General features: G+C 44.6%; 12 protein-coding genes. 4 read left to right on the forward strand and 8 right to left on the reverse strand.

Features of this window, described 5'->3' with window-relative positions; all coding sequences use genetic code 11:
- Positions 1-24: 24 nt before the first annotated feature.
- On the reverse strand, positions 25-1,596 hold the full coding sequence (locus BS19_RS01305; RefSeq protein WP_169738997.1) for a ricin-type beta-trefoil lectin domain protein: 1,572 nt from the start codon (positions 1,594-1,596) through the stop codon (positions 25-27).
- 213 nt (positions 1,597-1,809) lie between these two features.
- Entirely contained in the window at positions 1,810-2,421 is a 612-nt protein-coding gene (locus BS19_RS01310; RefSeq protein ID WP_084185918.1) for a tRNA-uridine aminocarboxypropyltransferase, read from the reverse strand.
- Between the two features lie 3 nt (positions 2,422-2,424).
- Here BS19_RS01310 and rrtA point away from each other — a divergent pair, with 3 nt between their 5' ends.
- Complete coding sequence (gene rrtA, locus BS19_RS01315; protein WP_038172861.1) at positions 2,425-2,991, forward strand: rhombosortase; 567 nt, start codon at positions 2,425-2,427, stop codon at positions 2,989-2,991.
- 102 nt (positions 2,992-3,093) lie between these two features.
- Entirely contained in the window at positions 3,094-4,491 is a 1,398-nt protein-coding gene (locus tag BS19_RS01320; RefSeq protein WP_038172863.1) for a DEAD/DEAH box helicase, read from the forward strand.
- Positions 4,492-4,569: 78 nt separating this feature from the next.
- Here BS19_RS01320 and sohB read toward each other — a convergent pair whose 3' ends face one another.
- Positions 4,570-5,631, reverse strand: a complete 1,062-nt coding sequence (gene sohB, locus BS19_RS01325) for a protease SohB (RefSeq protein ID WP_038172864.1) — start codon at positions 5,629-5,631, stop codon at positions 4,570-4,572.
- 87 nt (positions 5,632-5,718) lie between these two features.
- Between sohB and BS19_RS01330 the strand changes: the two genes are divergently transcribed.
- Complete coding sequence (locus BS19_RS01330; RefSeq protein ID WP_038172866.1) at positions 5,719-6,459, forward strand: YciK family oxidoreductase; 741 nt, start codon at positions 5,719-5,721, stop codon at positions 6,457-6,459.
- Positions 6,460-6,581: 122 nt separating this feature from the next.
- Here BS19_RS01330 and BS19_RS01335 read toward each other — a convergent pair whose 3' ends face one another.
- On the reverse strand, positions 6,582-7,529 hold the full coding sequence (locus BS19_RS01335; protein WP_038172867.1) for a chemotaxis protein CheV: 948 nt from the start codon (positions 7,527-7,529) through the stop codon (positions 6,582-6,584).
- Between the two features lie 130 nt (positions 7,530-7,659).
- A complete protein-coding gene (mlc, locus tag BS19_RS01340) occupies positions 7,660-8,877 on the reverse strand; it encodes a sugar metabolism global transcriptional regulator Mlc (RefSeq protein ID WP_038172869.1) in 1,218 nt (405 codons plus the stop codon).
- 342 nt (positions 8,878-9,219) lie between these two features.
- Between mlc and pyk the strand changes: the two genes are divergently transcribed.
- The gene (gene pyk / locus BS19_RS01345) at positions 9,220-10,662 is read left to right on the forward strand and encodes a pyruvate kinase (RefSeq protein ID WP_038172870.1); all 1,443 of its coding nucleotides are present in this window, start codon (positions 9,220-9,222) and stop codon (positions 10,660-10,662) included.
- A gap of 67 nt (positions 10,663-10,729) precedes the next feature.
- Here the strand turns inward: pyk and BS19_RS01350 are convergent, their stop codons facing one another.
- The 3 genes from BS19_RS01350 to ptsG all read right to left on the reverse strand — a co-directional run bounded on the left by BS19_RS01350 (position 10,730) and on the right by ptsG (position 13,661).
- Positions 10,730-11,878, reverse strand: a complete 1,149-nt coding sequence (locus tag BS19_RS01350; protein WP_038172871.1) for a patatin-like phospholipase family protein — start codon at positions 11,876-11,878, stop codon at positions 10,730-10,732.
- 8 nt (positions 11,879-11,886) lie between these two features.
- Positions 11,887-11,979 (reverse strand): cytochrome bd-I oxidase subunit CydH, encoded by a 93-nt coding sequence (gene cydH, locus BS19_RS20130; protein ID WP_157631111.1) that lies wholly within the window; start codon positions 11,977-11,979, stop codon positions 11,887-11,889.
- Positions 11,980-12,230: 251 nt separating this feature from the next.
- Positions 12,231-13,661: a PTS glucose transporter subunit IIBC gene (gene ptsG, locus BS19_RS01355; protein ID WP_038172873.1), complete on the reverse strand. Its 1,431-nt coding sequence runs from the start codon at positions 13,659-13,661 to the stop codon at positions 12,231-12,233.
- Between the last annotated feature and the right edge of the window lie 437 nt (positions 13,662-14,098).

The following is a 14,098-nucleotide window of genomic DNA, read 5'->3' on the forward strand; positions in this document are numbered from 1 at the left end:
AAATCTGAACAATACGGCGCTTTATCATTCTAGATGAGTATGCTTAAGTCCGTGAGCACTTAGTGACATTTGGTTAGCAGGGTATCTTTGGTGGCTGACTCCCCAAAGTTGAGTGCTACTCGAATGAGCGCTGTAAAGGTTAACTTCATTGCTTTCTTTATATCCATCGACTTGTAGGTTGGGGGAGTTAGCAGGTTTAATTTTTCGTAGCCAATCTTGGTCTTTATTATACTTACTGTATTGCCAACGCATGTTAGGATCATTTGCATTACACTTGGCTAACCTGATCGGGCTGCCAGCGAAGTTTGAATCGTATCGCCAACAATAATTCCAATCCATTTTAGAATGTATTTGTTGGGTTTGTGCAGACCAGAACCAGTTTTGTCTTGGATCTGATGCATCACACGTCACCTGAATAAGTAATTTATCAGATGTTGTATTGCCATCATAACCAATACAACGCCCTGTTCCATTTCTAGATTGCATCGTGTAATAATGGACATCTTTATAAACATATTTTCTTTCGTTGAAACTACCACTTTTCTCCATATAGATTGGAGCCTTAACAGTTGCAGTTTGTGGATACCAAAGTTGGTCTATTTTAAGGTCCAACGTTATTTTTCCTTTATAGTTTTCTATTCCGTCATTATGTTTTAATTCAACTTGCATTCGCGTCGAATTATTTTCCAATTTAATATCGGCATATTGCCCAATAGGGCGTTGGTCATTACGTATTGTTGGTGCAACGACTTGAGCTATTCTTCGACCATTAGGGAGTGTGATATATTGCTCCCCTCCCCAAGCATGGGTATGCCCAGCCAGTAAAAGTACGACATTGTACTCTTGAATTAGATTAAGAAAACGTTTTCTATCAGCTTCTTTCCAATCATGATGATTAGCCGGAATATGAAACATCAACACCACTTTCTTGCCACTATTACCGACATTGATGTCTAGGTCATTTTGTAAGAAATCAAGTTGACGATAATTTTTTACATCCTCATATTTGGTGGGGCGTTCAGAAGAGAACACGCCAGTTCCAAGCGCAACAAAATGTATCTCCTCCACATCCCACGAGTATAGAGCCCCACTTCGTCGATAACTTTGACGAGCGTATTCTCTGTTTCGATCGATAAAACTCTCAATTTTTCCATGTCTAGAAACTCCACCAGTCGTTTCATCATGGTTCCCTATGGTTTCATATGACTTATCCATGACGTTATAATATTTAATGATATTTTTCCAATGTTGAAACTCCTTCCCAAAAATACTGTTGTTGTGAGCGGTCTGGGTCATATCGCCTCCTACAAGTAAACCAAATATAGGATTAGGAGTATTTCTACTGTATGTTAAGTCATAAATAATACCAGCCAACTTATCTAAAGTAGGGTCATTAATATCTGAGCGACCTGTATAAAACTGAGGGTCAGCGGTAAATAAAAATCGCGTTAATGCGTCTCGTTTTTCTGCATTTAATGTATTTAAGTCACTTTCTTCTTGAATATTTAATCTCATATCACTGTCAGAATATGAGCAAGTACTCCAAGCAAGAAAAAATGTATATATATATAGCTGTGCAGTATTTTTAACACTCATTGAATTCATCCCCATATAGAATTAATTTCTTTATATTTATTTATATTGACATATTTTAAACAACCGCTTTATTACAGTTAAACCATAGCACTAATGATATAGTTATTAATAAAACAAAGTGTTCTAAAACTAAAATGAGAAAGTGAAGACGAAATAAATCCACCCGCTGGCATCAAGAATTACAGATAGTTTTCAGGCCTCAAACCTGAACCTTCAAGTGGAACGCAGATAGTTACTCTCAAACACACCCGGCGGCATTTGCTTGATTTGAAACTCAATCATCTGATTAAACGTGTGAATCAACGCTGAGAAGTCTTGCTCTGGTTCGAGTAGCGAAAGAATATGATAACCAGCTTCAACCGTTGACAAGCTATTGCCATCTGGCGCTTTACGAATACGATAATTGCCTTGCAGATCATCGGGTAAACGGATCAGAGGCAAAGCGTGCAAGTTGCTTGAAAGCTGCCACATTTTATACGCTTTCTTCCAAGTGCCATCGAGCAAAATAACACGGGCTTTTTTGTCCTGGCGCCGCTTTCCGACTTCGCCGTGGGCAAGGGCAGACTCTCCCGGGTAGAGAACAAAATGGCAATAGTGCGGATCGCTGAGCAACGCGTTGAGCTGCGTGTTGTCACTGAAGTCCTCCCCGACTAAACAGTGGCAGTTCGCTAATGAGAGTAGCAAGATTCTCGCCGTCCCCATCGGCTTGTTTGTTTCGCTATGATGCTGGAGGATGACCAACTCAACATTCGATGTTAGGCTTTGTACCCACTCACAGATACAAGCTTTGAGTGATTTTTTACATTGAGAACAGTATCGGGACATAGAGTGCGTGTATTTTTTCTGTTAATCGCTATTAGCTTAGTTTGCATCGGCTTACAGTTCGAGCCGCAGGCCTCTTTAGTTAATTGGCAGCGTTACCTTATTTTGGACGGCCAATGGTGGCGAATCCTAACAGGAAACTTCACCCATACCAACTTTCCCCATTTAGCCATGAACTTAGGCGGACTTTGGATGATCGGTTTGATTTTTAAACCGAGTGACAAAGCGTTGCTATTTTGCCTATTAGTGACCAGCGCTGCCATCGGCGTACTCAATTTCCTTAGCAGTATGAATAGTTATGTTGGCCTATCAGGGACCTTGCACGGCTTATTTGCTTATTTTGCCCTCCAAGAAGCGCTGAATGGGCGTAAGAGCAGTTGGTTACTGGTGATCGGGGTTTGTGCGAAAATTACCTGGGAATTGACCATGGGCGCATCACAGTCGACTCAAGTTCTGATCAATGCTCAAGTGGCTGTTGACGCTCATCTTTATGGCGCTCTGTCAGGTATCGTTCTCGCAATGGCACTTTATATACGCCAATATAAAGCAAGACATCAGCCCGCTTCGTCATAATTTGGTTGATGTTCCTCGTTAAAGGGCGCAGAATGGCGCCCTTTTTCGCGTAGTTTCAATTTGCTCGCGATTTGTCCGATTTTACCATCTAGAGAACATACTATGGGTTTTACCTCCTTGGGCCTTTCTGCTCCGATTCTTAAAGCAATTGAAGAGCAAGGCTATGACACTCCCTCTCCTATTCAGGAGCAAGCAATTCCTGCCGTTTTAGCAGGTAAAGATGTCATGGCGGCTGCGCAGACAGGTACCGGTAAAACGGCTGGTTTCACTTTGCCTATCTTAGAACGTTTAGACAATGGCCAGCGTGTGAAAGGCAACCACATTCGCGCTTTAGTTCTAACACCCACTCGTGAGCTTGCAGCGCAAGTACAAGAGAATGTTTTCAAGTACAGCCGCTACCAACGCCTGACGTCTCAAGTAGTCTTCGGCGGCGTTAAAATCAACCCACAGATGCTTAAGCTGCGCCAAGGGTGTGATGTATTGGTGGCGACACCAGGTCGACTTCTCGATCTATATCAGCAAAACGCGCTTAAATTTGACCAACTCGAAGTATTGGTTCTGGACGAAGCTGACCGTATGCTCGATATGGGCTTTATCCGCGACATCAGAAAAATTCTTAACTTGTTGCCAGCAAAACGCCAAAACCTACTCTTCTCTGCGACGTTCTCGGCTGAAATTCGTCAATTGGCGAAAGGTTTAGTGAACGACCCAGTTGAAGTGTCGGTCAATACTGAAAATTCGACAGCCGTAACAATTGAACAGTGCATCTACCCAGCTGACAAACGCAAAAAAGCGCCGATGCTGGTGAAATTGATCAACGATGGTAACTGGAGACAAGTACTGGTCTTTTCTCGTACTAAACATGGTGCCAACCGTCTGTCGCATTACCTTAATGAGCAAGGGATTACCGCAGCACCGATTCATGGTAACAAGAGCCAAGGCGCTCGAACTCGTGCATTGGCTGATTTTAAATCGGGCGATGTTCGCGTCTTAGTCGCCACCGATATTGCTGCGCGTGGTATTGATATTCCTCAGCTACCACAAGTGGTTAACTTCGAGTTACCCAATGTCTCTGAAGATTATGTTCACCGTATCGGTCGTACTGGCCGCGCAGGTGAAGTGGGTAAAGCGATCTCCCTGGTTGAGGCAGATGAAGCCATCGACCTATTTGGTATTGAACGTTTGATTCAACAAATCTTGCCGCGTATGGAGCTTGAAGGTTTTAAACCCGTTAACGAGCTACCAGAATCAAGGCTAGATACACGCCCAATAAAACCAAAGAAACCGAAGAAGCCAAAAGTAGGACACCAAGACGGTCAGCGCTCAGGTGATAATGCACGCGGCAATAAACCGGCAGGTAAGAACAAACGTCACTTCGGTGGTAACAAGCCAAACGGCGAAAGCCGAGGCGCCAACGGCCAACGAAGCGACAGCAATAAACCTGCGGCAAGCAAGCCGGCTCGCCGTCGACCAAGTAAACCGCAAGCGGCTCGCAGCTAAGTCTCGTAGAGAAGTTAAGCTCGCCACATCAAGCATAAAAAAAGCGCCCATCATTTGATGAGCGCTTTTTTATTTGACTTAAACAATCGGGCGTTGGCCACGATCGATAAGTTTCATCAGTACATTATCTGCCGCTTCACCAGCCAGACCAGCCAGCTTAGAGGTCAGTTTTTTCTTTTCGACGTAGTGAATCGCTAGCACGGTTTTCTCTTTACATGCTGCCACGACCAAGTCATCTGACGTTGTGATCTCATCTACTAAGCCAAGATCAAAGGCTGTCGTGCCAAACCAATGCTCACCTGTCGCCACTTTATCAAGGTCAAGTTGCGGGCGACGTTCACGGATAAAGTCTTTAAACAGACCATGAGTTTCTTCAAGCTCTTGTTTGAACTTCTCACGCGCTTTATCCGTGTTCTCACCAAACATGGTTAAGGTGCGCTTATACTCGCCCGCCGTCAGCTGTTCATACTCAATATCATATTTTTTCAATACCTTATGGAAGTTAGGTAATTGAGCAATCACCCCAATCGAGCCAACAATAGCAAACGGCGCTGACACGACCTTATCGGCAATACAAGCCATCATATAACCGCCACTGGCTGCCACTTTGTCTACCGCAATAGTTAAAGGCAACCCAGCTGACTTAATGCGATCGAGTTGCGATGAGGCTAAGCCGTAGCCGTGCACCATGCCGCCGCCAGACTCAAGACGCAGTAAGACTTCATCACCTTCACGTGCCACCGCCAGAATCGCAGTGACCTCTTCGCGCAATGACGCAACCTCTTTGGCATCAATACTGCCTTTAAAGTCGAGTACAAATAGGTGTGGTTCACGTTTGCTATCAAGATCCCCTTCTTTTGAGGCCTTTTTGATCGCTTTCTCACGCGCTTTACTCTTCTCTTTATCGAGTTTTTTCTCCGCTTTATCGCGCGCCTTAAGAAAAGTATTGTCGTGCAAATGATGCTCTAGCTGTTCAACCGTTCGCTTGTGTTGCTCAGTTAAGTCAGTGATTTCTAACTCACCTTTCGCCGCTCCGCTCTTACCGCCCAACGCTTTGGCGATAACTAAAATCGCCATAATGGCAACCACGACAGTCACAATCTTGGCCAAAAACAGCCCGTAATCCAACAAAAATTCCAATGTGATATCCCCTCATATGCGAATTGGTGTATTGTAACCACCAAGTTATGTATTCATAAAGCAGATCATTACAAAAGGATAAACATCGTGGAATATGCTGTTTCTTCAGATGCCCTAAAAGGGAAAATTATTCTGGTTACTGGCGCTGGCGCTGGTATCGGTAAACAAGCCGCACTCTCTTACGCTCAGCATGGTGCAACCGTGATTCTACTGGGGCGAACTGTAAACAAGCTTGAACAGACTTATGATGAAATTGAAGCGGCAGGCTACCCGACACCTGCGATCATCCCTCTCGATATGAAAGGCGCAACCAAACAGAATTATGTCGACATGGCCGATACGATTGAGAGCCAGTTCGGTCGTTTAGACGGTATATTGCATAATGCTAGTCTATTGGGTGTTATCAGCCCGTTTGACCAAATTGGTGAAGATACTTACGACGATATTATGCAGGTCAACGTCAAGGCGCAGTTCTTGATGACTCAAGCACTACTGCCATTACTGCATAAATCACAAGATGGGCGCATTGTCTTTACTTCATCGACCGTAGGCCATAGTGGTCGTGCATTCTGGGGCACCTACGCCATCTCTAAATTTGCTACCGAAGGTATGATGCAAGTCTTAGCCGATGAGCTAAGCGACAGCACCATTCGAGTCAATGCCATCAACCCAGGGGCAACACGTACTGCAATGCGAGCAAAAGCATATCCTGCTGAAGATACGGATCTGCTTAAAACACCTCAAGACATCATGCCACTTTATCTCTACCTGATGGCACCTGAGAGTAAATGCGTCAATGGCCAATGTATTGATGCTCAGCCGAAATAACTCGTAATCCCTTGACTTCCAAACATACCAACGCCTTGCGTCTACTTCAGTAACACGCAAGGCGTTTTGCTTTCCGGCCTAATGACTCAACAAAGCCTTATTGGCAAGATCGTTCAATTGATCTAGCGATTAAGAACTTGCCTTAATCTGTCTTGTGCAACCTCAACCAGAAGATCCGGCTGAAACTTAGAAATGAATCGATCACAGCCAACTTTCTTAACCATCGCATCGTTAAAGCTGCCACTTAACGATGTGTTCAAAGTGACGTAAAGGTCTTTCATACGTGGATCACTACGCACTTCATGCGTGAGCTTATAACCATCCATCTCTGGCATTTCCGCGTCGGTGATCATCAGCAATAACTCTTCAACAACGTTTTTACCCTCATCACACCAGGATTTCAGTAGATTAAGAGCTTCAAGACCGTCACGGCATTCAATAATATTTAACCCTAGCTGAGAAAGCGTACCGCGCACTTGAGCACGGGCTGTCGATGAATCGTCAACAATTAAGACCTTGCGACCGACCATTTCATTGACCAGCTCCTGATCAAGCACTCCTTCAGAAATTGAAATATCGTAATCGATGATCTGAGCGAGTACTTTTTCCACATCAATAATTTCGACAATCTCCTGTCGCTTATCCTCTTTAACATGAGTAATTGCAGTCAAGTAAGTTGAACGACCTGCGGTTTTCGGCGGTGGCTGAATCTCTGTCCATGCGGTATTGATAATATTACGCACCTGACCGACTAAGAAGCCTTGAATACTACGGTTATACTCGGTAATGATCAGGTTCTCTTCTTGATTTTCAAGGCGTGATGGCGGGAAGCCAATCGCAGCTCTAAGATCGATCACTGGCACCGATACGCCACGTAGTGACGCAACACCTGTAATATGATGGTGCGAACCGGGCATTTTCGTCATCGGTGGCACTTTAATCACTTCGCGGACTTTAAACACGTTAATCGCGAATAACTGTCTGCTGTTTAAACTAAATAACAACAACTCAAGCCGGTTTTCGCCGACAAGGTTTGTTCGTTGGTCAACGGTATTTAAAACTCCAGACATACTCATTCTCAACCGGTGTGTATATAACAAAGGTAGTCTATAGCAAGACTAAGATAAAAATAAACCCACATATCATTTCAGATTATATGGGTTTACCTCAAATATAAAGGAGAGCTAAAGCTCAGAAACGCTACCCTTCTATAACCTTCATCAATAAAAGGCCATCGTAGAGCGCTTGCTTAACCAACGCAGCACCAGGCATAGTGGCTTGTTTGTAAAAGCGTGATTCCACCAACTCTAAATCTTGGTGGTAAACGGGCAGACTCTGCTCTTCAATACAGGTCTGAATTGCTGGATAGAGCACGTCTTTTGCTTGATTGATGACGCCGCCAATCAGCACCTTTTCTGGGTTGAATAGGTTGATAACGATCGCTATCGCCGAGCCTAAGTAACGGCCGAGCTTCTCAATCACATCAACTGCCAATGGATCGCCGTTGGCCGCTGCTTCACAAATTTCTTCAACTGAAACTTCTTCGATAGCAGACAGTGACGACGCTTCGCCTCGTGCAATACGTTCGCTGACTTCATTGCGAATCGCTTGAGAACTCGCCACTGTTTCAAGGCAGCCTCGATTACCACAGTGGCACTGTTTTCCACTTGGATCGATTTGAATATGGCCTAGCTCACCGATATTACCATGGCGCCCTTGCAGCACGCGTCCATCCAATATGATGCCCGCCCCCAAGCCATGGTGGATAGAAATCAACACCGAATTTTCATTATCTTGAGAGTGGCCAAACAGTTTTTCAGCCAAAGCCCAAGCGCGAGTATCATTTGCAACAAACACAGGTAAGCCCGTCGCTTTATAAATCTCAGGGCCAAGCGGCAGATTTTCAACATTGTAGTGCGGCATTTGCAGCACAATACCTTGTTCCGAATTGACAAGACCTGGCAAAGTAATCGCAATACTGGTAACACGATCGAGTTGGTCGGCATAAGTTTGAAAAAACTCATCAATTTCATGCAGTAAACGGGCTAGTACGTCATCTTGATCAACTTCATGTATGTCAATTTTGGTGTCGATGAGTACATCTCCACCCAACTCGTGCAGTGCGATGGTCAAATAACCGCGACCAAGGCGCATAGACAGAAACTGCCAACCCTCGTTATTGACTTGTAAGCCAACAGCCGGTCGACCGCGACTGGTCGCTTCTTGGACCGTGGTTTCATGGATCAGATGCGCCTCGATAAGCTCTCGGGTAATTTTGGTGATGCTCGCTGGTGCAAGCGCACTTTTTTTCGAGAGATCTATTCGAGAAATAGGACCTTTTTGATCAATGAGTTTATATACACGGCCAGCATTGACCTGCTTGATGTGATCAATATGGCCTGGTTGAGCCATGTACATAGAGTGCTCCGAATATCAATAACCTAGTAATTTTTTTACTTTGCGAAGTAATTGTGAAGAGCTTTGATGAATCGCCGTGACAAGGGTCACGTATAAACATTTTTGTTTGTGTCGTGAATCAAATAGCGAACTATTAATCACAGTCCAGATTGATTTTTTTTGCGTTAATAATTATGTCTATAATCATACTTGCATCGCTTTAATCACCGCCAAGTGGCGATTTCAAAACACGATGGCACCGCGGGTATATACTTAACCTTAACAGTAATAATGATTAGGTAGAAAGATCCGTGCTCGCCTTTTAGAGTGTGGACTTGGCAGATTCAACTCAAGGAGAACCGAATGACTGCAATCCAAAGAAGAACCAAAATTGTTTCAACCCTTGGACCTTCAACCGATCAACCTGGTGTACTTGAATCTATTCTCGAAGCGGGTGTCAACGTAGTACGAATGAACTTCTCTCACGGTAGCGCAGATGATCATCGTGAGCGGGCAACACGCGTCCGCAATATTGCGGCTAAATTAGGCACTCACGTGGCAATATTAGGTGACCTGCAAGGACCTAAAATTCGTGTTTCAACGTTTAAGCAAGGTAAAATCCAGCTCAATATTGGCGATATTTTCACCCTAGATAGTACGCTTCCAGCTGGTGAAGGGAACGAAGACGCTGTCGGCCTTGACTACAAAGCTCTGCCAGATGATGTTTCAACCGGTGATATTTTGTTGCTTGATGATGGGCGTGTACAACTGCAAGTGATCAGTGTTAACGAGACTCAAGTACGAACCAAAGTCACGATTGGTGGCCCGCTATCAAACAATAAAGGGATCAATAAAAAAGGCGGTGGATTGTCGGCAGATGCCCTTACCGAAAAAGACAAGAAAGACATCTTACTTGCGGCGGAAATCAACGTCGATTATCTCGCCGTCTCTTTCCCACGTAATGGCGAAGACATGCATTATGCTCGTAGACTTGCTACCGATGCTGGACTTCAAGCACGACTGGTTGCAAAAGTCGAACGCGCAGAGACCGTTGCAACAGAAGAGAACATTGATGACATCATCCTTGCGTCTGACACCGTTATGGTCGCGCGTGGTGATCTTGGGGTAGAAATAGGCGACCCTGAATTAATCGGGGTACAAAAACAGCTCATTCGACGCGCCCGTGCACTCAATCGTACTGTAATTACCGCAACCCAGATGATGGAATCGATGATGGAAAACCCGATGCCAACCCGTGCAGAAGTGATGGACGTCGCTAACGCCGTGCTCGACGGTACCGATGCTGTGATGTTATCCGGTGAAACAGCAGCAGGTAAATACCCAATAGAAACCGTACGTTCAATGGCAGAAGTGTGCTTAGGCGCGGAAAAAATGGCCGCCATTAACCGCTCAAGTTATCGTATGGAGTCGGTATTTGACAGTGGTGAAGAAACCATTGCGATGTCGACTATGTACGCCGCCAATCACATGCGAGGAGTGAAAGGCATAGTGACATTAACCGAATCTGGTCGCACGGCTCTTATGATGTCTCGTCTGAGTTCGGGCTTACCCATTTTCGCTCTGTCACGCAACGAACGTACTCTGAATCTTTCCGCACTCTATCGCGGCGTGTTCCCAGTCTATTTCCACGATAAGTCAGATACAGGACTCGCCACAGCGCAAGCAGCAGTGGCAACGTTAAAACAACGCGGCCTACTCGACGATGGTGATTTAGTTATCATTACTCAAGGTGATGTGATGGATGTAATCGGTTCAACGAACTGTCTACGGATTTTAGCCGCTTAACCCTTTCATCAAATAAAGGTAATCATCAAGTAACATCAAGGGAGCCTGGGCTCTGTTGGTGTTACTTTTAATTGGTCATAGAAATAGGCGGCGCGGCACATTGAGAAAATAGCTCCACAAAACGATAGCCGGCATCTAACCCGAGCTGATAGTCATGGAGTAACTCCTCTTTCTCGCTCATCAATGAATTCGATTTCAGTGGCTGTTCAGGTCGAATCTGAATAATAAAGCAATCATCGGGTGGCGAATTTAAGAAGTCTTGGGTTAGCGAGTAGGTTTGATAGTGAACCATCAGCATGTCCGCTAAGCTCGAGTCAAACTTATCGCCGATTAGATGGCTCAAACGGTAGACTTCATCTGCACCAAACAACCAACGACCGCCATTGAGTGATTCGGTTTTACCATCAAGACTATTTTGTTGAACCGCACGTTGCATTTGATAATTAAAAAAAGCACTCCAATCTTGCTTCCACTGGCCTAGCTTCTCTTGCCATTGCCCTTGGATCACATTAAATGAATCTTTCAACCATGTAACCTGAGGCTCCTGATTGACCTCTACGGTGCCTGTTGCTAAATCATGCCCCTCGGTACGAATCACAACAATACAACGCGCCTCTCGACGCCAGGCTTCTTGTACGGGTATTGATGCCGACACTCCACCATCAACATACTCTCCATGTGGAAATTGCACTGGCTGATGATAAAGACGAGGGATTGCACAAGTTGCTATTAACACTTGTCGCCAATCGTCTTGTAGCATGGGTAAGTAGTGATCATGTAAACGCGTTGTATCTGTAACCGCAGCAAAAGCCTCTCGTCCCTGCAGCATTTTACGCCCCATATCGATATCAAGCCGATAGGGGTAATCACTGATTTTATCTAATGCCCAATCAAGGCCAAGAAACTGCTTGCGGCGGATATAACGGAACAGTTGAAAAAATTCAGGATCAGTGGTTAGGTCTAAGATAAAGGAACGCCCTATTCCACGTTGGCGACATAAGAACCCACACAGATTCAGCGCACCCGCTGACGTGCCATAAAAAGAGTGGAAAGGATCAAAGTTGGAAAGAAGAAAGGCGTCTAAAACACCAGCAGTAAAAATACCTCGCTGGCCGCCACCTTGAGCAACCAGAGCATTTTTACCACCAGTGTACCGCTTGAGTCGTTCACTATCGAGATGTACAGCAGCGTTGGTAATAACACCGCAGTTTTTCATACTGAGCCCTACGCTGATGTTACAGCAGTAATAGCAAAGCCGAGTATCATCGCAAAAGCGCACGCGGTGATCAGTAGAGCTAATTTAAGATCGTGTTCCATAAACACCTCCTGATTGTGTAACAAAGTAATAACATCAACCTGATATATCTTCAATAAATACGCTTTTTTCGCGCAAAATTATGGTGTTAGCGTCACATTATCCAAGCATTATTGACCACTATGTCATCACCCAGTAAAGAGCGCGACAAAGGAAAATCAAACAAACCGTCACTACTAGCATCAACTTGACGCTTAACAAACGTAAAAAAGGAGGCCGAAGCCTCCTTTTATCAATGATGAGTTAGTGGGGATTAACCGTTGTTACGGATCCACTCATCCATTTCTGTTTTCAGGTTGTCAGACTTAGTACCGAAAATTGCCTGAACACCACCTGCTACAACAACTACACCTGCGGCGCCAAGTTGTTTTAGTTTCTCTTGGTTAACTGATTCTGTATCAGCAACCGCAACACGTAGACGAGTGATACACGCATCAAGACCTGTGATGTTCGCTTTACCACCAAATGCGGCAACAAGTTCACCCGCTAAGTCAGAACCAGAAGTCATAGCAACTTCTTCAGATTCATCTTCACGACCAGGAGTCTTAAGGTCCATCGCTTTGATAACTGCGCGGAAAACTACGTAGTAGATTGCAGCGTATACAAGACCAACAGCAACCATCAGACCCATTTTCTGAGCGTTACCCGAAAGAACTAGGAAGTCGATCAGACCGTGTGAGAATGAAGTACCGTGTACAAAGCCTAGCGTGTTAGCAACAACGTAAGCAGAACCTGCAAGTAGAGCGTGGATTCCGTACAGTAGTGGTGCAACGAATAGGAACGAGAACTCGATTGGCTCTGTGATACCAGTTAGGAATGAGGTCAATGCCGCAGATGCCATGATACCCATTACTTTCGCACGGTTTTCAGGCTTAGCAGAATGAGCGATAGCAATCGCCGCCGCTGGTAGACCGAACATCTTGAACATGTAACCACCCGCTAGCTGACCGAAGCCATTACCAGCAGCACGAGATGCTTCATCAGCAACTAGGTAACAAGTTAGAACACCGTTCTGAGCTTCACCCGCCGCGTTAATACATTTACCTGCTTCGAAGAAGAATGGTACGTTCCAAACGTGGTGTAGACCGAATGGGATTAGAGAACGCTCAACGATACCGTAAATACCGAACGCTAGTTGAGGGTTTTGATCTGCAGCCCAATGCGAGAAAGAACCAATGGCTGCACCAATTGGTGGCCATACGACAGAAAGTACGAAGCCAAGTGCGATAGCAGCGAAACCAGTAATGATTGGTACAGCACGCTTACCAGCGAAGAAGCCAAGGTATTCTGGAAGTTGGATTTTGAAGAAACGGTTGAATGCCCAAGCAGCAACACCACCGACTAGGATACCACCTAGTACACCTGTGTCGATTTTTTCTACGCCCATAACACCAGCCATTACGCTAAGTGTTGCGGTCATAATGCCGTAACCAACGATAGCAGCAAGACCTGCTACACCGTCGTTATTTGTAAAGCCTAGTGCAACACCTACAGCAAATAGCAGTGCCATTTGACCGAAGACTGAACCACCAGCCTGTTCCATTAGATTAGAAACGATTTCTGGAATGAAACCAAGGTCGGCAGCACCGACACCTAGTAGTATACCCGCAACAGGAAGTACTGATACTGGAAGCATCAGAGACTTACCTACCTTCTGCAGGTTTGCAAAAAGGTTCTTAAACATGTTTATGCTCCTGATAAATTATAAGAATTATTGGGCTCTAACGGCACACCCCCGTAGCCTATAATGTTAGCACCCTAAGAAAATGTAACCACATATGACAGTATATTTTCTGCCTCTAAATATATATTGCGTGTAATCAAACTTTCTAGTTAGTTACGAAATTTAGTTTCAAACTAATAGATAGATCACAATCCACACCTCAATTTGAAATGGATTGCAAAGAATTAACCTATTGATTTAATTGTATTTAGTGACAGACCTGATTAATTTTGATGGGTAAATAAAATAGACGAGGTTGTTATTTTCTGTAACAAATTTACAAGACGACTTTAGCTGCTCTCAACTTCAACAAATTTAGTAAACAATAGCCAATTTTAAACTTATCGTGACTGTTCGCACAAAAAAAAGGAGCCATCGCTCCTTTTTTGTTCAAAACT

It is taken from the genome of Vibrio pacinii DSM 19139 (genome assembly GCF_000711795.1).
Classification (GTDB): Bacteria; Pseudomonadota; Gammaproteobacteria; order Enterobacterales; family Vibrionaceae; genus Vibrio; species Vibrio pacinii.

Excerpts from the sequence above, each read along its gene's own strand:
- BS19_RS01305 (WP_169738997.1), bottom strand. The coding sequence starts at position 1,596 with ATGAGTGTTAAAAATACTGCACAGCTATATATATATACATTTTTTCTT.
- BS19_RS01310 (WP_084185918.1), bottom strand. The coding sequence starts at position 2,421 with ATGTCCCGATACTGTTCTCAATGTAAAAAATCACTCAAAGCTTGTATC.
- BS19_RS01320 (WP_038172863.1), top strand. The coding sequence starts at position 3,094 with ATGGGTTTTACCTCCTTGGGCCTTTCTGCTCCGATTCTTAAAGCAATT.
- BS19_RS01335 (WP_038172867.1), bottom strand. The coding sequence starts at position 7,529 with ATGTCTGGAGTTTTAAATACCGTTGACCAACGAACAAACCTTGTCGGC.
- mlc (WP_038172869.1), bottom strand. The coding sequence starts at position 8,877 with ATGTACATGGCTCAACCAGGCCATATTGATCACATCAAGCAGGTCAAT.
- pyk (WP_038172870.1), top strand. The coding sequence starts at position 9,220 with ATGACTGCAATCCAAAGAAGAACCAAAATTGTTTCAACCCTTGGACCT.
- BS19_RS01350 (WP_038172871.1), bottom strand. The coding sequence starts at position 11,878 with ATGAAAAACTGCGGTGTTATTACCAACGCTGCTGTACATCTCGATAGT.
- cydH (WP_157631111.1), bottom strand. The coding sequence starts at position 11,979 with ATGGAACACGATCTTAAATTAGCTCTACTGATCACCGCGTGCGCTTTT.
- ptsG (WP_038172873.1), bottom strand. The coding sequence starts at position 13,661 with ATGTTTAAGAACCTTTTTGCAAACCTGCAGAAGGTAGGTAAGTCTCTG.